This is a genomic window from Halogeometricum sp. S3BR5-2 (assembly GCF_031624635.1).
Lineage (GTDB): Archaea > Halobacteriota > Halobacteria > Halobacteriales > Haloferacaceae > Halogeometricum > Halogeometricum luteum.
On sequence record NZ_JAMQOQ010000003.1, the window covers coordinates 49,445 to 68,673 of the forward strand.

The following is a 19,229-nucleotide window of genomic DNA, read 5'->3' on the forward strand; positions in this document are numbered from 1 at the left end:
GCTCTCGTTGGGCGGTTATCCAATCGCTCAAATTACTTGTACTCATTTCAAATCATCTCCTGTATCAGGTCTTCTTCGGTCGGTTTGTTGCCCGGCGAGGCGTCGAAGGGCTCGCCGACGAACTCGCCTTTCGCCATCACGGCGATACGGTTGGACATACCGATGACTTCGGGCAGTTCGTCGCCGATGAAGACGATCGAGACGCCCTGGTCGGTCAGTTCACGGCAGAGACGGTACACCTCCTCTTTGGCACCGACGTCGATGCCCCGAGTCACGTTGTCCATCACGAGCACCGGGGTCTCTTGCGCTAGCCAGCGAGCGATAACGACCTTCTGCTGGTTCCCGCCGCTCAGGCCGTGCACCAGCGCGTCGGGTCCCGGCGTCTTGATCGACAGCTCCTCGATGGCGTCGAGGGTCGCTTTCTCCTCGGCGTCCAGATCGAGCAGCGGCATGTTGCCGTGCATGTCTCGAACCATCGCCAGAGAGGTGTTGACTAACACCGACTGGTAGAGTAGCAAGCCCTCCGATTTCCGGTCTTTCGGAATGTAGCCGACGCCCGCGTCGACCATGTCGGAGACCGTCGGGCTCTGCAGTGTGGTGCCGTCGACGGATATCGAGCCATCAGCCGTGCTGAGATCTCCCGCAAGGAGGCGGCCTAACCGCTGCTTGCCCGAGCCCTCGACGCCGACGATACCGAATATCTCCCCCGCACGGACTGAGAAGGATATCGGACCGACCGCGTCTTCGTGAACGACCTCGTTGACGGTCAGCGTCGTCTCGCCGAGGTCGGTCTCACGCTGTTGGTCGGGGACTCGATAGTACTCGTCGGCGGTCTCCCGGCCGACCATCGCCTGCTGCAGCGAATCCGTGGTCGCTTCGGCCGCAGTGGTGTCGTCGACGCGCTCCCCGTCCTTGAGGACGTAGATCCGGTCGGAGATCTGCAACACCTCGTCGAGTTCGTGGGAGACGAAAACGAACGTCGCCCGGTCTCGGAGGTCGTCCACGAGATCGAAGAGAATCTCCCGGCCGCTCTCCTCGAGCCCGGCCGTCGGCTCGTCGAGGAGGATGACGGGGTTCTCGGACTTCTGAGAGACGTGGAACGCCTTCGCGATCTCGAGCATCTGGCGCTCGTTGAACGTATAGTTGCGCACGCGCTCGTCCACGTCGATGTTGATGCCCAAGTCGTCGACGAAGGCCTGGGCCTCCTCGCGCATCTGTTCTTTCTTGAGGACCCCGAACTGCTCCATCTCGCGCCCGAGGTAGAGGTTCTCGTACCCCCGCATGGTCGTGATAACGTCCTGTTCTTGGTGGACGAGCGAGACGCCGTAGTTCGCTGCCTCGCGCGGACTCGTGAACGTGACCGCTTCCCCGTCGACGTACAACCGGCCCTCGTCGGCCTCCAACACGCCGGTCAGGATGTTCAGTAGCGTGCTCTTGCCTGCGCCGTTCTCTCCGACCAGACCGATGACCTCGCCGTGGTCGACCGCCAGCGACACGTCTTTGAGAGCCTGCACGTGGCGAAACGACTTCGAGATGCCCTCGACGCGGAAGCTGTGATCGTTCCCGCCAGTCGGACTGTCTCGGTCTGCGTCCGCGACGTTAGTGTGTGTCTGTGATGCCATGGGGTGTGTGGTGAAAGTTATTCGAGGGGGTTCGATTGGAATCGATCCGTGTATAGCTGGGTCGTTTCCTTCTGGGCGGCGTCGTCGGTGTAAACGCCCGGCAGGCTGTAGTCGTTCGGCTTGTCTGCCTCCTTCCAGTCGAGGACCTGCTTCATGTCCTCGAGACCCATGGGCTGCATGTCGATCTGGGGGTCCCAGGCGTCCTCGCCGGATTCTACGACGGACATCTTCTTCCAGTCGTAGGGCGTCTCGCCCGAGAAGATGGCCTCGTTGTAGTCGGCGGCGTCGACGACCGGAAGCCGGTCGACCGTGTCGGTCCACTCGTCCGGGTTCTTTACACAGACCGGCGCGTTGAACGACATCATCTTCTCCGCGGGGCTGAGCGCGTGTCCGTTGATGTAGTCGTGACACTTCGCGACCGACCAGCCGGCCTGCCACGGACCCATGCCCGAGACGGTGCCGGTCATCCGCTCCTCGGCGACGGCCGCAAGCCCGGGCTCGCTGGCGTCGATGCCGACGACGGGCACATCGATGTCGTTCTCCTCGAGGATAGTGAGCCCGCCCAGCGCGACGGCGTCGTTCTGGCCGAAGTAGCCGTCGATATCGTCCCCGAACTGGGAGACCTTGTCGTTCATGACCGAGCGAGCGTCCGAGCGGATGAAGTTGCCCGGCTGGCGTGGTCCCGCCATCTCGATGTCGGGATACTCCTCCATCGCCAAGTCGACACCCTTGTTCCGGCCGATGTTCGGGGCCGTGCCCCGGTTGCCCTCGATGTGGACGAACGTCCCGCTGCCGCCCATCGCCTCGAACAGCATCTTTGCGGCGCTGTAGGCGTGGTTGACGAAGTGGGGCGTGAAGAACGTCACGTACTCGTTGCCGGCATCCTGCGGGACGTACCAATCGGCGATTGTGACCGCAAGTACACCCGGAGTGCCCGACTCCACCAGCGTCTCCGCGAGCGTGATTGCGGCGGCGTTGGTGTAGGTCTGCCCGACGATGAAGTCCGCGTTGTTCGACACCGCTGTGTCGAACTGCTGTTGCTGCGTCTGAACCTCGCCGTTGTTCGTTTGGACGTTCGTCTCGTAGCCGAAGGCCTCGCAAGCCTCGAGATAACCCTTCTCCCAGCTGAGCCAGTAGGAGTTCTGTCGGTTGGCGATGGACCCCATCGAAGTCGACGACCCGCCACCGCCCGAGCCACCTGAACCGCCCGAGGACGTCGACGACCCGCCACCGCCCGAGCCACCTACACATCCGGCCAGGCCGCCCAGTGCGATCGCGGACCCGCCAACGGCGCTTTTCCTGATAAACTGGCGCCTCGACTGATTACTGCTATCTCGTACCATGTTTCCGTCACTGTGATTTCGTGAGTGCCCCAATATATAGTTTATTATTGTTCATGCGATACATCCCCTCAGCCGTTACTCTCACCGAGCGTATTCCTTCGGGCGGCTCGCGCGTCGGGGTTTGTCAGTACATCACTTTGCCCGCTGAGACGTTGAGGTCCTGTCCAGTCATCCGGTCGGCGTCGGAGGAGCAGAGGAACGCGACCGTGTTCGCGACGTCCTCTCTGTTGACCAGTTCGTTTCGAGGGCTCTGACTCTCGGCATCCGATCGGACCGCCCCGTAGGATCGGCCCGTCGCCTCTGCCTTCTCCTCAAAGACTCGCTGGATACGAGGGCCGTCGACCGACCCCGGACAGATCGCGTTGACGTTGATGTCGTGGTCGCCGACCTCGGCCGCGAGCGTCCTCGTGAATCCGATGAGCCCCATCTTCGAGGCCGCGTACGGTGTCCGCTGTGTGAGCGGTCGTTTTCCCGTCACCGAGGCGACGTTGACAATGCGGCCGTACGACCGTGCTTTCATCGATGGAAGCAGCGTTCGACAGGTGTAGAACGCCCCCCGAAGGTTCACATCGAGGGTATCGTCCCACTCTTTCGAGTCGATGGACTCACACAGCGCGGTCGGTCCCGCAATACCGGCGTTGTTGACGAGGTACTCCACGCTGCCGAACTCTTCGAGTGCGGTCTCGACCGTCGATTCGACGGATTCGAGGTCGGTAACGTTGGTCTCGACCGCGCAAGCACGCTGGTTTTCGGTGTCGACGAGGTCGACGGTCTCCTGCATCTCGTTGGGGTTGAGATCGGCGACGACGATGTCGGCCCCGCGTCGTGCCAGCTCGACGCAGATGGCTTGGCCGATACCACGGCCGCCACCGGTAACTAGGGCTGTGCTGTCTTCCTGCATACACTCACATCCCGAACGATGATTGATAAGCATTAGGGTTCTACCGGGGTCAGCCCCTCGCACGCGCACCCGGGCATTACTAATCAGAAGCGGAGTGAAACCGAGCCGCGCTCCGAAACAACCGTCCCAGACGCGCTCCCGGAAGAATTAACACGATGAAATAGGTGGGTTAGAGTATGCCGTACAGTGGCTACGAAGATTACTTCGACCGAAAGCTCATCATCTCTGTCGCGACGACCGGTGGACACCACGGAAAGGAGGCGAACCCGAACCTCCCGACCCAGCCCGTCGAAGTGGCACAGGACGTCGCCGCCTGCGAGGAGGCAGGGGCGTCCATCGTCCACCTCCACGCCCGTGACGAAGACGGCGAGAAGACGAAATCGGTTGCCAGGTACCAGGAGCTCGTGGACGCGATTGACGAGTACTGCGACGACATCATCGTCAACTTCACTACAGGCGGTGGTGGCATCTACCCGCGGGAAGAGCGCATCGCTCCGGTGCTCGAGACGGAGCCGCGCCCGGAGGTCGCGACCGTCGACTTGGGCCCCATCAACTTCGGCCAGACGCGGACAGCCGAGAACACGCGCGAGCAGAACGAGGAATACGCCGAGCGAATGCGCGAGGCCGGTGTCAAGCCCGAACTCGAACTGTTCAACCCGGGTCACATCCCGGAGGCCGAACACCTCATCGACCAGGGTCTACTAGAGGAACCCTACTGGGCGACGGTCATCTTCGGGATGCAAAACGGGATGCCGCCCGGCCCCCGGAACCTGGAGGCCTTCGTCGACAACCTGCCCGACCCCGTCGAGTGGCAGTGTCTCGCAGTCGGCAAGCACCAACTCCCGATGACAACCGCGGCCATCACGATGGGGGGCCACGTCCGCGTCGGGATGGAAGACAACGTCTACTACCGGAAAGGTGAGCTCGCCGAGAGCAACGCACAGCTCGTCCGCCGTACCGCTCGTATCGCGGACGAACTTGAACGACCTATCGCGTCTCCCACAGAGACCCGAGAGATGCTGGGGCTCTGAATTCCGGACGCTCCGCGAAACCTCGGAGAAGCGACCGGGGTTCGCCCTGATTCGGGAGGCGCGAATCGCACCTTGATCGACGACGTGTGCCGAGACCCTATCTTCTGCACCCGATCCGTTCAGTTTGCTGCTTAAATTAAGCCCAGTACTGTGGTTTCCCGGCAGCCGCCGGGGTTTTTGCACCAATTCGTCGTCGGAGCCGTTTGCGCAAGAGCGAATTTTATATATCGTGGCACCGAGTAACATACAAATACGGTCTTCATTTCAGGGGCTACGTTTGAAGATTATCTGATGATTTGGGACACGCGAATTTTATATAGTGGCTACGGTATATGTAACGTATGAACATCAACAATGGCGGTCGGCAGCTGCGGACCACGATGACCTCGCTCGAGGTCATAGAGAAGTTACGCGAGTTGGACGGCGCTCGAGTAACGGAGCTCGCGGAGGTACTCGATCTCTCACCGAGCACCGTTCACGCACACCTCTCGACCCTCGCCGGCGCGAATTACGTCGTCAAGTCGGGCGACATCTACCACCTCGGCCTCCAGTTCCTCGAACTGGCGGACTACGTTCGCAACAGGAGAAACGCCTACAGGACCGCCGAATCGTACACCGACCGACTCGCACGGGAGACGGAGTGTCGGGCTGTCTTCGCCGTCGAAGAGAACGGACGAGGCGTCTACATGTACACTTACTCCGGGGAACACGCCGTCTGGAAGTACTCCACCGTTGGCAAGCGGTTTTACCTTCACCAGACCGCCGTCGGAAAGGCCATCCTCTCTCGTCTCCCCGAAGAACGAGTCATCGCTATCATCGAAGAGTGGGGACTCCCGACGGGCACAGCGAACACCATCACCGACCGGTCCGACCTGCTCGAGGAACTGAAGGTCATTCGGGATCGGGGCGTCTCGTTCAATAACGAGGAACAACTGGAGGGGGTAAAGGCAGTCGGCGTCCCCGTGGACGGCTCTGACGGTCGTGTCGCCGGTGCCTTCAGCGTCGCCAGTCCCGCGAATCGGATGACCGAAGATCGGTTCGAAGAGGAAATCCCGAAAATTCTCCTCGGTGTCGCCAACGAGTTCGAACTCGAGAACTCGATGTCCTGACGTCGACTCTGCGCGCCCAATTCTTGACAGTTTTATATCTGTAATGGCTCCGCGTCCGAACTGTACGTCCGCGATAGTTGTTATTACATACCTACTATTGTGAGGATAATCCGCCTGCTGTCGTCAAGACTTCCGAGCAACTCCCACGAGGGCACTATTCTGCAATCGATGTCTTTTGCCGGTCGACGGCCACCTTACAGCGGTCAGTTTACCGGTTCTTCCTCCAGTTCAGGCTTCTTCTATACATAATAGATTGGATAGCTTCGTATCATATAACCGTTGCTATACGAATAACGCACCTCCGAAGTATCGACGAAAACTCGGACGGACACAAGGTCGCCCTAGACCACGAGTTCCGGTCAACGGTTGAAATTGCGGCGCACTCTCCAGCCCAACGCTCAGTTTCTCTCAACGGTTCGGTAAGCGAGAAAACTAAGTGTGTCGCGTATTCGATACAGGATTTTGCTTACTGTACGGTTATCTGACGTTATTCCTAACGATGTGATAAAGCGAGCGCGATATCACATCGTCAATGCCGGCTCGATATCCTGTTCCCTCATCGAACGGTGACCGCTCAGAGGAACTAACGGAGGTCGTGGGAGTCTCCGAGAGATCAATCGAGAAATCGGCCTCCACCGAATCCATCACATTAACCGTTAGTCCCATTCAGACGAGAGCTCTCTAATTTACTTTGTTCAATTTGGCATTCGAGTGTTTAGTCGTCTGTGAGCGTAACAGTCGATCGCAGCCCATTCAAACGCCTCGTCATCGGGGCGAACGACGAGCGGCTCGGCGCGCTCGGCCCCGCTCACGGCTACGATCGAATGGAAATCCTCCGTTGACGGGACGTACGACCGGGCTGACGCAGTCATCCCACTCGAAGCGCGGCCTTGCTGGTCGTTCTCAGCGCGTTTCGGTTCCAAGGGAAAGATATCCGAATAGGACGGCGGAGACGAACGCAGACGGCGGCAAAACGAGCGAATCCGGAGGCGCAGCCGCGAAACAAGGTCAGTCGGCGGACGACGGCGTCCGGCGGTCGATATCGGGTATCGGCTTACGGCCAGAGCCCGCGTGCCTCGTGCGCCTCGGCGATTCGAGACAGTGCGACGATGTAGGCCGCGTCCCGCCAGGTGACGTCGCGACGCTCGAACTCCGTCTGGACGGCGTTCCAGGCGGTCTGCATCTCCGCTTCGAGTTCGTCGTTCACTCGGTCGAGCGACCACGCTCGTCGGTTGATGTCCTGTAGCCACTCGAAGTAGCTCACCGTGACGCCGCCGGCGTTCGCGAGAATATCGGGGATCACGGCGATATCTCGCTCCGCCAGGGTCGAATCGGCCGCGGACGTCGTCGGACCGTTCGCGCCTTCGACGACGAAATCCGCGGCGATCGCCGCTGCGTTCTCGGCGGTGATCACGTTCCCGAGTGCCGCGGGAATGAGGACGTCGACGTCGAGTGTGAGTAGTTCCTCGTTCGAGATGACCTCGTCCGCGTACGTCGTGACGGCCTCGGGTTCTTCGTCGTGTGAGGGGACCGCGGCCGTATCGATACCCGAGGGGTCGTACATGGCGCCGTTCACGTCGCTGATGGCGACGACGGTCGCTCCCCACTCGTCGAGGAGTCGAGCGGCGTTCGCCCCGACGCTCCCGTAGCCTTGGATTGCGACCGTCGCGTCCCCGAGCGGGCGGTCGTAGTGTTCGCACACGAGCTGCGTGATAATCGCGACGCTCCGACCGGGTGCTTCTTCACGTCCCTCGCTGCCGCCGATCACCGGGGGCTTGCCGGTGACGACGCCCGGTATCGTCTCGCCCTCCTGCATCGAGTAGGCGTCCATCAACCACGCCATCGTCTGGGGATCCGTCCCCATGTCGGGCGCCGGAATATCTTGATTGGGACCGATGACGTCGCGAATCTCTTGGGCGAATCGCCGAGTGAGACGCTCTTTTTCGGCCGTGCTCAGCTCTTTCGGGTCGATGGCGATACCGCCCTTGGCACCCCCGAACGGGATGTTCATGACGGCACATTTCCACGTCATCCACATGCCGAGTCCGACGCACTCGTCTCTGGTTACGTCGGGATGGTACCGAAGCCCGCCTTTGAACGGACCTCGAACGCTATCGTGCTGGGCCCGATAGCCGCTGAAGACTTCGACGGTTCCGTCGTCTCGTTTGATGGGGACCGTCACCTCGTGGACCTTCTTCGGATGCTTGAGCCGTTCGACGATACTCGGGTCGATATCGAGGTAGTCGGCGGCGTGGGACAACTGTCGGCGGGCCGTCTCGAGCGTCGACTCCGATTCGGTCGAGACTGCCGCCGCATCGTCTGTCTCACCGCGGGTCGTCTCTGGTTGGGAGGCCATGGCTATTCGAGCGGTATTCGGCGGTTTCGCATCTGCCCCCCGCAGTCGGGACACTGACCGGGGCTGTTCCGTTCGACGACGATGTTGCCGCACTCGAAACACTCGTACGGGGTTTCCGCGCCGGGTTCGGATTCGACATCTCTCATAGTGAGTTCACGAGCGCCAGCGGGGAGACCCGGGCACTCGGGGAGAACGTAATAGGTGTATTAGGGAGTATTCGGTGGTTGATTATCGAACTACAGTTGAAATCGGGGGTTAATTATTGAACCACTCCGGTCGCATCTCAGGTGGAGAGCGTCGTCTCCTCGAAGAGCGTCTCGAACAGTTTTCGCTGGACGGTCCGAACGTGCTTGTAGAACGCGGGCGGGGAGATACCGAGCGTCGTCGCGATATCTTCGCCGGTGTTCTCGCGCGGTGACTCGAAGAAGCCGCTGTAGTAGGCCGTCTGGACGACTTCGAGTTGCCGGTCGGTCAGCCTATCGAGGAACGTCGAGTAAAGGTCGTGTTCGATCGATTGATCGAGCGTCTGCTTCGACCGGAGTTCGACGCTGGAAAACGTCTTGCGAACGAGTTGCGTGATCGTTCTCAGATCGCTGCTGCTCGGAATATCGATGACGAGCGTCGTGGTGGTGGGGTCGGCGGTCGCCTCGCGGAACACGGCGCCGTGATCGGCTAATTCCAAGGCGAGAAACGGCTGCGTGAGACGCAACCGGAGGACGCCGCCGTCACGGTCGGCGCTGATCTGCTGGACGTCGTCGATCGCGACCAGTTGCGATGCGGCGTCGGCGACGTCTTCTAACGGTGCGTCTTCGACCGTGACGAACACGTAGCTCCCCTCGGTGGACTGCTGGACGCCGCCTTGATACGAGAGCGTGCACGACGCGTTCTTCGCGAGCCGTGAGAGAACGAACGCCGAGTCGTCGACCGCGAACTCGACGCGAGTCATCGACGTGGTGAGCAGTGCGTTCTTCCGTTCGATCGCACTGAGCGCCGACGCGATGGTTTCGCCGAGTTCGGCCAGCACGGCCTTCGCCGTGTCGTCGAACGCGTCTCGAGTCGGCGCGTAGACTGTGAGCACCCCGTGCGTGAGGTCGTTGTACGCGAGAGGGATACTCAATACGGAGAGATAGTCGCGAGCGAGCGCATCCTTTCGCCACGCGTCCTCCCGAAGGCCGGCAGCGACGTTCGAGACCGTTGTCACCTCGCCCGTCGCCGCGGTCTGTCCGGCCGGGTCGGTCCCCGAGGCGGCGATCGCGAACGAACGGCTGTCCAGATACCCCTGATCGGTACCCGCCCAGGCTCGCGGCTCGACGGTCCCCGTCGTCGAGTCGATCGTTCCGATCCACGCGAATCGGAATCGGTCGTCGGCCGTCAGCAGTTCACAGACCGTGTGATCGATCTCTTCGCGCGTCTCCGCTTGGACGATAGCTTGGTCGATCTCTCGAATCGTCTCGTTCGTTCGGTTCAGGGCGGTCAGTTGTTCGTTTTGCGCGTGGAGCGTGCGGTCTTGCGCTCGGAGTCGCGATTCGCGAGAGACGCGGTCGAGCGCCGCCTCGGCGGTCGCCGCGAGCAGGTCGGCTAGCTCTCTGGTCACGTCGTCGAAGATACCGACCTCGTTCGATCCCGCGACGAACACGCCGTGATCGCCGAGTGGAATGTAACTCACGCTCCGGAGGTCCGTCGCCCGGTTCTCGAGGAGATTCGCGTCGTGGACGTCGTCGAAGAAGAGGGCTTCGTCCTCGACGAAGCTGTAGCTCGGAAGGGTTGCTCCATCGGCGTGGACAGTCGGGAGCGGACCGTTCAGTTCCCGCATCGTCTCGGAGTACGCGACGGGTTCGAGGTCGTTGGCGTCAGCATCGAAGAGATAGACCGCGCTGGCGTCGAGGTTGAGCACCCCGAGCGTGTCGTCGACGACGTGTTGGGCGATTTCGCGGTGCGTTTCGGCGTACAGGAAATCCCGGGCGGTCTCTTGGAGCGTCGCCAGCGCTTCCTCGCGTTGCTTGCGTTTCGTGATTTCGCGACAGCTGAAGAGAAGCGTGCCGTCCTGAATCGAGACTTCGCGAACGTTGACCAACAGCGTGTGCTCGCGACCGGCTTTGTCGATCGCGGTCGTCTCGATGTTCTTGAGGACGCCCTCCGCTGCGAGCTCCTCCCGGGCGAAGAGGTCGTCACCGAGGAGTTCGTCGACCGTTCCTAGTTCGCGGATCTCCGCGGCCGTGTAGCCGAAGATGAAGTGGACGTTAGGGCAGACGTACGTGTACTCCCCGGATTCGTCCGTGATGAGGACGGTATCCGTCATGTTGTTGAGCGTCACACGGTGGAGTTCCTCGGATCGACGAAGGTTACGTTCGAGGTCGACGCGTTCGGTGATGTCCACGCCCTCGACGACGATGGAAACGAGGTCGCCGCGCTCGTTCTCGACCGGTCGTACGGAGAGGTCGACGACGCGCGGGTCGTCGAGACGTGACGACTGGGAGACGACGACGTTACCGAACGTACCGCCGAGCGCCTCGTCGATGATTCGGTGAATCTCCGCCTCCGTCGTGTCGGTCTGCGACCACCACGGAAGCGTCCAGAACGGTTCGCCGACGATGGCGCCGACGTCCTCGTCGATCATCTCTCGCGCCGTCTGGTTCACGCGGGCGAGCGAGCCGTCGGGGTCGAGGACCCACGTCGCCGTCCGCGAGTCGTTGAAAATCGCGTCGAACTGTCTGGCGCGGTCGCTTCGCGTGGTCGATCGCTGCGCGGATCGGATCGCGCGCTCCGTCCGTTCGAGTAGCTCCGTCGTCGTCCGCTCGGATGAGTCCGTCAGCGCGACGTAGTCGGTCACCCCGGCACCGATCGCCTCGCTGGCGATGGCTTCACTCCCGGAAGCGGTGGCGACGATCACCGGGAAGACGGTGGTCTCGGTGCGAATCTCTCTGAGCAGTTCGAGCCCGGTCGCTTCGCCGAACGCGTACTCGGTGACGAGACAGTCCAGGGTTCGATTCCGAAAGGCGGCCAGCGCGTCGGCCTTGGTTTCGACTCGCCGGACGGTCGCAGCCGTTCGCGTTTCGAGCGCCGTCGCAAACTGGGCGAGCCAGTCGCTCGTTCCGACGAGCAGCACGGACGACGTATCGAGGATGGAATCCGAAGACGGCATCATCCGAGACTCGGGACTCGATGGGGAGTCGCTGCCGCGCTCGTTCGAATCTCACGTCGGTTCGGCGCCGAATCGAGAACCACGCGTATCACTGGTAGCAGTACGACCCCCGAATCTCAAAGCTGTTTGCCACGTGACCTTCGCACTTCCGACGACCCGGATGGGGCGGCAGACCGGACGTCTCACGCTCGAACCCACGAGTTTGCTCGTGGGAAGACGGCCAACGGTGGCGCCGGCGTTCCGAATCGAACCGGTCAGCATATCCCTCGTCTTCGAACGAAACGAACGGACGTCAATGATACTTGAGACTATCATACTTCAGAGTACGATTCTGAGAAATATTATTGCGAATCGTTGCGTTCGTGACACACGCGTTCAGCGACGATATCCCAGCAGTCGACAACGTGCAACGGCTGACCGCCCGCTTTTTCGATCTACGTCCGGACTCGGAAGCGCTCGCTCGTCTCGCCGGAGAACGGCGTCAACTCCTCGCCGGCTTGGCGAGGCGGAGTAACTCGAGACTCCAGTCCGGTTTCTCACTTTCTGTCCGGAAACTGTAGCCGCCCGCGACGTCGACGCCGTTCGCTTCGGCACTCCGGATGAGTGCCTCGAGTTGGTCGGTGAGTTCGTCTCTCGTCTCCGGCGGTCGTGTTTGCTTCATATGTGTTCTCGGGGCGCAGTCACCGATGATCTGCTGGAATTTCGACTTCTACTGTTCCCGCCTCGCTGGTTCGACCGAGCGGAGAGCTACCCGGTCGCGTCCGCCGAAGCAACACCTGCTCGGTCGAGTCGGCCTCTCGGAGCACTGCGGGGACCTGAACGGTCGCGTGGGAGAGCGACTCAGTGCTGTCCCGCTCACGCGTCGGTTGGTACATAGTCGCACCTGTAGAATGGTCAGGCGAATATCTATCCGCTGCTCTCGATATCGAGACGTTTTAAATTACCCTCTCTCAGAATCGAGATAGTGGAGAAGGGAGACAGCTCTCGTCCTCACCTGAATTTCGAGGCGGAAGCCCACCCCTTTAGGGGTGGGAGGAAGCCGACATGGTGCAAATCTATCCTCGGAGCGATTGCCTGCCGACTTCCCCATTTTAAATAACCTTGTCCTGTAATGTGAAACGTCGTGGAATACCGTCGAACTGCCGTCATCAAACTCGACACGCCCTCGGACGCCAAACCAGCACTCCGAGAGACAGTCGAGCAATTCAAACACTGCGCTAACCGCGCGAGCGAATGGTGTTGGCACGGGCGTCGCCAGATTCCTCCGGAATCTGGCTGCCAGCCAGAAACGCGGAGCGTTTCTGGTGACGACGACGGATACCACGTTACCTCGAAAGCCACAGCCGAACGCGCCCTCTACGACCCACTCCGCGACGAAACCGACCTAACCGCGAATCTCGTCCAGAAAGGGATTCGCCGAGCGGTCGAAGCCGTCAAGAGCGGAGTCGAACGGCTCAAGCGCGGAGAGAACACGTCCAAGCCCCACTTCTCGGCGGACAGCGTGGTGTACGACAAGCGGAGTGCGACGTTCCACCGCGACCACGTATCCCTCTCTACCGTAGACGGACGCGTTGAGTGCGAGTACATCCTTCCCGACGACACAGAGAAACCGCCGACCAAGTACGTCTCCGATGACGACTTCGAGTTTCGCATGGGGCACCTCCAGCACCGAGACGGTGACTGGTATCTCCACGCCTCCATGCGGAAAGTCGAAGCCGACGAGACGCCCGACCCGGACACCAAGCACAGAACAGTCCTTGGTGTCGATTTGGGCGTCAACAACATCGCCGTGGCTTCGACCGGACGCTTCTGGTCGGCGGACGAGTTTAACCACTGGCGTCGGGAGTACGAGAAGCGTCGTGGGTCGCTCCAACAGTGCGGTTCTCGACACGCCCACGAGAACGTCCAGTCCATCGGGCGTAAAGAGGACGGTCGGTTTGAACAAGACCTCCACACGATAGCGAACGAACTTCTTGAGGAAGCCATCGAGTACGGCTGTTCGCATATCGTGTTCGAGGACTTGACGCATATCCGCGAGAACATCCCCGACGCGACGTGGCAACATGTGTGGGCGTTCCGACGCCTCTACGAGTACGTCGAATACAAGGCCAAGGAATACGGCCTTAGCGTCGAACAAGTTCCGCCGGAGAACACGTCTAAGCGGTGTTCGACGTGCGGATGTACCCACGACGACAACCGTAATGGGGAGTCGTTTGAGTGCCAGAAGTGTGGGTACGAGAACCACGCGGACTACAACGCGAGCAAGAACATCGGCTTTCGGTATCTCCGTCGTCGGCAAAACGCAGACGATGGAGGCGCACCCGTAGGTGTTGCGCTAAATCGCGGGACGCTGAACGTGAGTGGCGAGTATTCGCCCGCCAGCGATGGCTTGAACGGGAGTCCACGCGAAAGCCCACGATTTTAGTCGTGGGTTACTTACTCGTAGGGTTTCCCACCCGGACCGAAGAGCAACTCGCCGATAGCGCTCTTCGCGCCTTCTCGAAGCCGTCGGGACAGCAGTCAATCGTTAACGCCGATGAGTTCCGCCAGCTCTTCTTGGGTGGTCTTACGAGGGACGTCCCAGTACCCGCTCTCGTAGGCCGTAGCCAAGATGTCGTGTTGTTCCGACGTGAGCGGTCCCTTTTCCGGCGGCATCAGCGGATTGTACAACTCGAGCAGTTCCACGTCGATATCCTGCCGCTGACACGCCCGACGGAACCGCTCGAGATCCGTCTGCTTTCGAAACTGGAGCCTGAAGTCCCACGACTCGGCCGTGCCCGTGGCCGTCAACACGTCGACACCCAAATCGACGAGAGTTCGAACGAGCGCGTCGACATCGGGGCTCCAATCGACGGAGTAGAGGACCCGAGTGGGCGTTCGGGTCAGCAGGGTGATGTCCTCGACCAACGGATCGTTCGTCAGCGTCTCCGCGACGGCGCCTTCGCTCCCGCTGTCCACCCAGAACAGCGGCATAACTCCCGTCTGCGTCGGCACGAGTTGTTCGAGTTCTATCTCGACGTCCGGGTAGTCTTCGAGAATTCGTCCGAGGGGAAACTCGCGTGCAGGGACGCGAACGTCGGTGATGATAGTAACCATCTCACGCCGTCTCCGAATGGACAATTTCCAGTCGGGAGGGGTCCGAACCCGGCATCATGACCCCTTAGATCGTTGCTGTCGTCCGGTTCCGTACAGGAGCTCCGCCACGGCGATTTTCGTTCCCCGACGAAGGCGCTGCGACATCGAGTTGTCGCTGATTCCGACGAGAGCGGCTAGTTCTCTCTGGGAGATGCCGCGCGGGACGTCCCAATAGCCTTCCTCGTATGCCGTCGTGAGCGCGTCCTGTTGCTCGGGCGAAAGCGGTCCCGTCTCCTGCGGCATCTGTGGATTGTATACTCTCAGCAGTTCGATATCGATGCCTTCGTCTTTGCAGGTTCGGCGGAACTGACTCAACTGCTCGCGGTCCGTGAACTGGAGGCGGAACTCCCAGAAGTTGGCCGTGCCCTCCGCGGTCAGCACGTCGACGTTGAGGTCGACTATCGCCCGAACGAGCGAGTCGACCTCGGAACTCCAGTTGACCGAGTAGAGGATTCGGTCGGGCGTCCGGGTCAGTTGGCTGATCTCTTCGACGAGGGAATCTTTTTGGAGAGTCTGTTCGACCTCCCGTTCTCTCTCGGATTCGACCCAGAACAGCGGGATGATTTGCTCACGCGTGGGGACGATACGTTCGAGTTCTATCTCGACGTCCGGGAACTCCTGTAGGATGCGTCCGAGTGGAAACTGGTTTGCGGCTACACGGATATCGGTGATGGTCGTGACCATGGGTTGAGACGTTTCATTTGGGAAGACGGAGTGCGCTCCAACTCAGCTCACATCCGACTTTGTCGTCGCCGTAGTCTCGAACGGTGAATACGGTATCGAGGCACAAGAACTCGGATTATCGATATCGAGCCCATTGACGTGGTCTGTTGGGGAGCGTCGTCGACGAGGTGTCGCTCCGCGGTCCCGTCTCTGATAGTGTCATATACATAATTGTTATCAGATTTCTTTTTACCTTTCAGTCCATCATAAGAAGAGAGCGCAAGACCACTACTCTGGATTCGGTCGATCATTCTCGCTCTGAGCGGAGTCGTGAGGATCAGCCGGGAATGGGTGTGGGCCCACTATCGAGATTCTATCCATATTTGGCAACTACGCTGAGAGCGAATATGACACAGTCGAAACAGCCGACCACGAAAGCGGAGTTCCGTGAACAACTCGAAGAACTCATCCGAACCGCCGAGGCGAACGATATCGATATCGCCGGCGGCTACTCCTTCAGAACCGACGGCGACGGTGCAGACTGGGGTCTCGAACTGCTCGAGGTAGTCAAACCCGACGAGGACGACGCCTGAGGAGGAACGGTCTCACTCGTCGAGTGTCGCCCGGAGATGCGTATCGAGCGCCCGCCGTAGCCGACGCGAGGTTTCGGTGTCCGTGAGTCCGGCGAGGGTACTGAGTTCGACCAGGGAGATTCGACGGGGAACCTCGAAATAACCCTCCTCGATGGCGAGTTGGAGTAGTTCACGTTCTTGCTCGGAAAGTGTTTCGTGAGAGTCCATCTGAATGCATCCCATGGCAGATAATCGCTCACTAAGGAAAATACTACCGAATGGTAGTATGAATTTACATCTATGCAGAAGGAAAAAACGTGGCGGTCCTAAAGGAAGCAGCGAGCGCTCCACGGGTCATCTGACATGCTGAGCAGGCCGCTCGTGTCGCTTTCCACACGACAGCGCGAATTCGCCGCCGACAGAGCGGCCGCAGAAGTAATCGACGGCAACGACTGGCACGGCGAGCGGCCTCGTTTTTCGCCCGGCTTCGAACGCGCCTGTTTTCCATCTGCTGAAGCAGTACGACGGATCCATCGCGGTCGAGGAGAACAACCTCGAAGGAACCGTGTTCGTCGTTCTGCTTCGGAAAGCTGAGTGATGCTCCCCGTCAGAGACGCTCCCCTGATTAGCAGGATGCTAGCGCACCCACTCGGTCGCACGCGGCGAACTGGCGATGACGCCGTCCACGCCCCGCCGGTCGAGCGCCCACGCTCCGAGTCGCGAGTCGACGGTCCACGCGTTCACTATCATCCCCGCCTCGTGTGCCTCTTGGGTGACGTTCGTCAGGAGACACAGCCACGCGTTCGGATGAACGTACGTGCAGTCGAGGTCTTTCGCGACGCCGAGGTCGTCGCCGGGTTGTAGACCGAGCACGTACGCCAACTCGACGCCGGCGCTGCCGTTCGCGCGAACCCGCCGAATCGCGTCGGCGTCGAACGAGGAGACGATGACCTCGTGCTCGACCGAGCGAGCGACGTCGAGAGCCTGTTCGACGATTTCGGGGTCCTTGAGTTCGAGGTTCACTCCGGTGTCGGACGGAATGGCGTCGAGAACCGTCCGGAGCGTCTGGACGCCCTCGCCGTCGTGGGCGTCGAGGCCGGCGAGTTCCGTCGCGGTCAGGTCGTCGACGCTCGTCACGCCGTCGATGGCGATGTCGACGAGGGCGTCGTGGACGACCACCAGTTCGCCCGACGCACAGCCTCGCACGTCGATTTCGATCATGTCGGCGTGTGGGGCCGCCTGTTCGACGGCCGCGACGGTGTTCGCCGAGTACTGGCCGTCGAACCCGCGGTGGGCGATGAGACGCATCGGTCGCTCGTGGATTCGCGGGGGGCGCCGAAATGGGTTCGGGCTTCGACCGAGAATGTGCGGAAGGAGACGGCTCTTTGACCGTATCCCGTCGATTGTCACCCCTGAACAAGGGAGAGGCGTACTGTGGTCATCGTGTATATGGAGGCTGATTTACGGAGAGTCGAGTCCGAGGGGCAGATACTCAGGAATCCGACCGGAGCGCGACTATTTCGGCGCGGTAATCTTCGATGAACGCGCCGGGACCGCCGCAACTCACCGTCCCGGCGTCGGTTTCGAGGTAGAGGCTCGTCTCCAACGTGTAGTCGTTCGTGGACGGTTCGACGAACGCCTGTCGCACGTCTACGACTCGCCCGGAGAGTTGGGTGCCGTCTTCGGTCACGACGTCGGCCCGGAGTTCGGTGCCCTGTTGATAGTGGAGGAACGCGTGGAAGACCGCCTGCCGGAACCAGTCGAACGTCGCGGGAAGCGGTTCGGCCTCGGACACGTACTGTGTCGTCGAGGCGGGCCAGTAGGCGCTGAGGAACATCCCGAGCACCGACCCCGAGAGGTGTCCCTGCGAGACGGTGACGGCATCCTTGTCGTTGTGCGTGAGCGAGAGCACGTCGGGGTCGCCGATCATCGCGGACTCGTCGTCGACGGCGTAGAGGAACGGGAGGCTCTCGTGCCAGTACCGAACGACGTCCGCGACGTCGGTGAACTCGCGTTCGACGTCGTCGGTCCCGTCCCGTTCGCCGAGGAGCAGAAAGGTGAACACCCCTCGGTCGACGGCCGCTCTGAGTTCGGCTTCGATTTCGGGGTAGACGTGGTCGGGGATAGCGACCAGCGCCTCGTGTTCGGCCTCCGAGAGGCCGGAGCGCAACCGGTTGAGCGCGGTGGTCCGGGACTTCACCATCCGAATCTCGGGCGTCTGCGAGGTCGAGTGGTTGAACCGCTCTTCGAGCGAGGGGGTGATCGACTCGAGGCGTTCCTTCAGCGAATCCATCGCCTCCTCCGGGGGGAGCGCACTGATGGTCGTCGGCGACGCGTGGTCTTTCACCCGGACGAGTCCGCGCTCTTCGAGTCGCTCGGCGATGCCGTACACCGCCCGTTGCGTCACGTCGGCGTTCTCCGCGACGGTTCGCGTCGTCGCCTCCCCTCGCGAGAGGAGGGTGAGGTACGTATCGATCTCCGTATCGGACAGTCCGAACACGCTCAAATCCGCTCTGAGCGACGCGTCGTCTCGTCCGTTCGATCGACTCATGCTATCGGTGTGTCGTCCTTGCTGGGTCATAACATATAGCTGCTCGCACTCGTAGCTCGAGAGATGCCGGCGGCGCCGCTCAGTCCATCCCGACGGTCACGTAGCCGTCGAAATCGAGGATGACGCGTTGGGCGCGGTCGCCGAAGATGGCCTTCTTCGTCGGCGATCGTCGGTACCCCGAGAGGAAGATGTGATCACAGTCGGTTCGGTTCGCGACGCCGAGAAGCGCCTCGGCCTGCTCGTCCTCCTCCGCAATGATCGTCCGGAGTTCGTACTCCACGTCCGGTTCGAGGACGTCGTTCGCCGCGTCCTCGACGTCCGCGGAGACGCCGTCGAGGACGTCGTCTGCCGTGTAGTTCGTGTGCTCCGCTCGGCCGATCGCCCCCAGCGTCTTCTCGATCGTCTCGTACGCGTCGGGCGTCGCCAGTGCGACGACGAGGAGGTCGGTCTCCGCTCCGACGGCGAGCGCTCTCGCCCGCTCCAGTAGCTCTCTGTCCCGGTCCGCCCGTTCGACGGTGACGAGTACGCGTGTCATATCATACAGTCGTGTTTTCGTCGCGTCGATTCGGTTTCATGCGTACAACTCCTCGAAGGGGTCCCAGTCGAGATAGATGAACACGGAGGACCCGACGAACATCACGCCGAGCATCGCGAAGCTCGCGACGGCGACGGCGAACGTCCCGGTCCCGGCGTCGATGAACGGCACGGAGAGTCCCAGGAACGCGAGGAGGAACGTGCTGGTGACGAAGAACGCCCGCCAGACGGCCGTCATCGACGTCCCCCTCCTCGGAGTGGCGCTGGCGC

General features: G+C 61.2%; 18 protein-coding genes. 4 read left to right on the forward strand and 14 right to left on the reverse strand.

Annotation, left to right across the window (positions count from 1 at the left end):
* Window positions 1–47: 47 nt before the first annotated feature.
* The 3 genes from NDI79_RS12280 to NDI79_RS12290 all read right to left on the reverse strand — a co-directional run bounded on the left by NDI79_RS12280 (window position 48) and on the right by NDI79_RS12290 (window position 3,866).
* Window positions 48–1,622, reverse strand: a complete 1,575-nt coding sequence (locus NDI79_RS12280; RefSeq protein ID WP_310928783.1) for a sugar ABC transporter ATP-binding protein — start codon at window positions 1,620–1,622, stop codon at window positions 48–50.
* Window positions 1,623–1,639: 17 nt separating this feature from the next.
* Entirely contained in the window at window positions 1,640–2,965 is a 1,326-nt protein-coding gene (locus tag NDI79_RS12285; protein WP_310928784.1) for a substrate-binding domain-containing protein, read from the reverse strand.
* A 124-nt stretch (window positions 2,966–3,089) separates the two neighbouring features.
* Window positions 3,090–3,866 (reverse strand): SDR family NAD(P)-dependent oxidoreductase, encoded by a 777-nt coding sequence (locus tag NDI79_RS12290; protein ID WP_310928785.1) that lies wholly within the window; start codon window positions 3,864–3,866, stop codon window positions 3,090–3,092.
* 176 nt (window positions 3,867–4,042) lie between these two features.
* On the opposite strand from NDI79_RS12290, the gene NDI79_RS12295 reads away from it, so the two are divergent.
* Window positions 4,043–4,897: a beta-keto acid cleavage family enzyme gene (locus NDI79_RS12295; protein ID WP_310928786.1), complete on the forward strand. Its 855-nt coding sequence runs from the start codon at window positions 4,043–4,045 to the stop codon at window positions 4,895–4,897.
* A 341-nt stretch (window positions 4,898–5,238) separates the two neighbouring features.
* A complete protein-coding gene (locus NDI79_RS12300) occupies window positions 5,239–6,006 on the forward strand; it encodes an IclR family transcriptional regulator (RefSeq protein ID WP_310928787.1) in 768 nt (255 codons plus the stop codon).
* Between the two features lie 1,054 nt (window positions 6,007–7,060).
* Here NDI79_RS12300 and gdhB read toward each other — a convergent pair.
* From gdhB to NDI79_RS12320, 4 genes are all read right to left on the reverse strand, one after another.
* On the reverse strand, window positions 7,061–8,362 hold the full coding sequence (gdhB, locus tag NDI79_RS12305) for a glutamate dehydrogenase GdhB (protein WP_310928788.1): 1,302 nt from the start codon (window positions 8,360–8,362) through the stop codon (window positions 7,061–7,063).
* A 2-nt stretch (window positions 8,363–8,364) separates the two neighbouring features.
* Complete coding sequence (locus NDI79_RS12310) at window positions 8,365–8,508, reverse strand: rubrerythrin-like domain-containing protein (protein ID WP_310928789.1); 144 nt, start codon at window positions 8,506–8,508, stop codon at window positions 8,365–8,367.
* A gap of 137 nt (window positions 8,509–8,645) precedes the next feature.
* The gene (locus NDI79_RS12315) at window positions 8,646–11,504 is read right to left on the reverse strand and encodes a bacterio-opsin activator domain-containing protein (protein WP_310928790.1); all 2,859 of its coding nucleotides are present in this window, start codon (window positions 11,502–11,504) and stop codon (window positions 8,646–8,648) included.
* A 481-nt stretch (window positions 11,505–11,985) separates the two neighbouring features.
* Entirely contained in the window at window positions 11,986–12,165 is a 180-nt protein-coding gene (locus NDI79_RS12320) for a hypothetical protein (protein WP_310928791.1), read from the reverse strand.
* A gap of 462 nt (window positions 12,166–12,627) precedes the next feature.
* On the opposite strand from NDI79_RS12320, the gene NDI79_RS12325 reads away from it, so the two are divergent.
* Window positions 12,628–13,929, forward strand: coding sequence for an RNA-guided endonuclease InsQ/TnpB family protein (locus NDI79_RS12325; protein ID WP_310928792.1), 1,302 nt, complete (start codon window positions 12,628–12,630; stop codon window positions 13,927–13,929).
* Between the two features lie 95 nt (window positions 13,930–14,024).
* On the opposite strand, the gene NDI79_RS12330 is transcribed toward NDI79_RS12325, so the two are convergent.
* Together NDI79_RS12330 and NDI79_RS12335 are read right to left on the reverse strand one after the other, a co-directional pair.
* A complete protein-coding gene (locus NDI79_RS12330) occupies window positions 14,025–14,600 on the reverse strand; it encodes a helix-turn-helix domain-containing protein (protein ID WP_310928793.1) in 576 nt (191 codons plus the stop codon).
* A 54-nt stretch (window positions 14,601–14,654) separates the two neighbouring features.
* Window positions 14,655–15,323 (reverse strand): helix-turn-helix domain-containing protein, encoded by a 669-nt coding sequence (locus NDI79_RS12335; RefSeq protein ID WP_310928794.1) that lies wholly within the window; start codon window positions 15,321–15,323, stop codon window positions 14,655–14,657.
* Window positions 15,324–15,709: 386 nt separating this feature from the next.
* Here NDI79_RS12335 and NDI79_RS12340 point away from each other — a divergent pair, with 386 nt between their 5' ends.
* Entirely contained in the window at window positions 15,710–15,895 is a 186-nt protein-coding gene (locus NDI79_RS12340; RefSeq protein ID WP_310928795.1) for a hypothetical protein, read from the forward strand.
* A 12-nt stretch (window positions 15,896–15,907) separates the two neighbouring features.
* Here the strand turns inward: NDI79_RS12340 and NDI79_RS23585 are convergent, their stop codons facing one another.
* From NDI79_RS23585 to NDI79_RS12360, 5 genes are all read right to left on the reverse strand, one after another.
* Complete coding sequence (locus NDI79_RS23585; protein ID WP_425499600.1) at window positions 15,908–16,117, reverse strand: helix-turn-helix domain-containing protein; 210 nt, start codon at window positions 16,115–16,117, stop codon at window positions 15,908–15,910.
* Window positions 16,118–16,510: 393 nt separating this feature from the next.
* The gene (locus NDI79_RS12345; protein WP_310928796.1) at window positions 16,511–17,182 is read right to left on the reverse strand and encodes a glycerophosphodiester phosphodiesterase; all 672 of its coding nucleotides are present in this window, start codon (window positions 17,180–17,182) and stop codon (window positions 16,511–16,513) included.
* Window positions 17,183–17,366: 184 nt separating this feature from the next.
* Window positions 17,367–18,425, reverse strand: a complete 1,059-nt coding sequence (locus NDI79_RS12350) for a TrmB family transcriptional regulator (RefSeq protein WP_310928797.1) — start codon at window positions 18,423–18,425, stop codon at window positions 17,367–17,369.
* A gap of 79 nt (window positions 18,426–18,504) precedes the next feature.
* Window positions 18,505–18,960: a universal stress protein gene (locus NDI79_RS12355; protein ID WP_310928798.1), complete on the reverse strand. Its 456-nt coding sequence runs from the start codon at window positions 18,958–18,960 to the stop codon at window positions 18,505–18,507.
* Window positions 18,961–18,996: 36 nt separating this feature from the next.
* Window positions 18,997–19,197: a hypothetical protein gene (locus NDI79_RS12360; protein WP_310928799.1), complete on the reverse strand. Its 201-nt coding sequence runs from the start codon at window positions 19,195–19,197 to the stop codon at window positions 18,997–18,999.
* Window positions 19,198–19,229 lie beyond the last annotated feature (32 nt).

What these genes read in the sequence shown, in the direction of transcription:
- NDI79_RS12280 (WP_310928783.1), bottom strand. Translation starts at nt 1,622, where the DNA reads ATGGCATCACAGACACACACTAACGTCGCGGACGCAGACCGAGACAGT.
- NDI79_RS12285 (WP_310928784.1), bottom strand. Translation starts at nt 2,965, where the DNA reads ATGGTACGAGATAGCAGTAATCAGTCGAGGCGCCAGTTTATCAGGAAA.
- NDI79_RS12290 (WP_310928785.1), bottom strand. Translation starts at nt 3,866, where the DNA reads ATGCAGGAAGACAGCACAGCCCTAGTTACCGGTGGCGGCCGTGGTATC.
- NDI79_RS12295 (WP_310928786.1), top strand. Translation starts at nt 4,043, where the DNA reads ATGCCGTACAGTGGCTACGAAGATTACTTCGACCGAAAGCTCATCATC.
- NDI79_RS12300 (WP_310928787.1), top strand. Translation starts at nt 5,239, where the DNA reads ATGAACATCAACAATGGCGGTCGGCAGCTGCGGACCACGATGACCTCG.
- gdhB (WP_310928788.1), bottom strand. Translation starts at nt 8,362, where the DNA reads ATGGCCTCCCAACCAGAGACGACCCGCGGTGAGACAGACGATGCGGCG.
- NDI79_RS12310 (WP_310928789.1), bottom strand. Translation starts at nt 8,508, where the DNA reads ATGAGAGATGTCGAATCCGAACCCGGCGCGGAAACCCCGTACGAGTGT.
- NDI79_RS12315 (WP_310928790.1), bottom strand. Translation starts at nt 11,504, where the DNA reads ATGCCGTCTTCGGATTCCATCCTCGATACGTCGTCCGTGCTGCTCGTC.
- NDI79_RS12320 (WP_310928791.1), bottom strand. Translation starts at nt 12,165, where the DNA reads ATGAAGCAAACACGACCGCCGGAGACGAGAGACGAACTCACCGACCAA.
- NDI79_RS12330 (WP_310928793.1), bottom strand. Translation starts at nt 14,600, where the DNA reads ATGGTTACTATCATCACCGACGTTCGCGTCCCTGCACGCGAGTTTCCC.
- NDI79_RS12335 (WP_310928794.1), bottom strand. Translation starts at nt 15,323, where the DNA reads ATGGTCACGACCATCACCGATATCCGTGTAGCCGCAAACCAGTTTCCA.
- NDI79_RS12340 (WP_310928795.1), top strand. Translation starts at nt 15,710, where the DNA reads ATGACACAGTCGAAACAGCCGACCACGAAAGCGGAGTTCCGTGAACAA.
- NDI79_RS23585 (WP_425499600.1), bottom strand. Translation starts at nt 16,117, where the DNA reads ATGGGATGCATTCAGATGGACTCTCACGAAACACTTTCCGAGCAAGAA.
- NDI79_RS12345 (WP_310928796.1), bottom strand. Translation starts at nt 17,182, where the DNA reads ATGCGTCTCATCGCCCACCGCGGGTTCGACGGCCAGTACTCGGCGAAC.
- NDI79_RS12350 (WP_310928797.1), bottom strand. Translation starts at nt 18,425, where the DNA reads ATGAGTCGATCGAACGGACGAGACGACGCGTCGCTCAGAGCGGATTTG.
- NDI79_RS12355 (WP_310928798.1), bottom strand. Translation starts at nt 18,960, where the DNA reads ATGACACGCGTACTCGTCACCGTCGAACGGGCGGACCGGGACAGAGAG.
- NDI79_RS12360 (WP_310928799.1), bottom strand. Translation starts at nt 19,197, where the DNA reads ATGACGGCCGTCTGGCGGGCGTTCTTCGTCACCAGCACGTTCCTCCTC.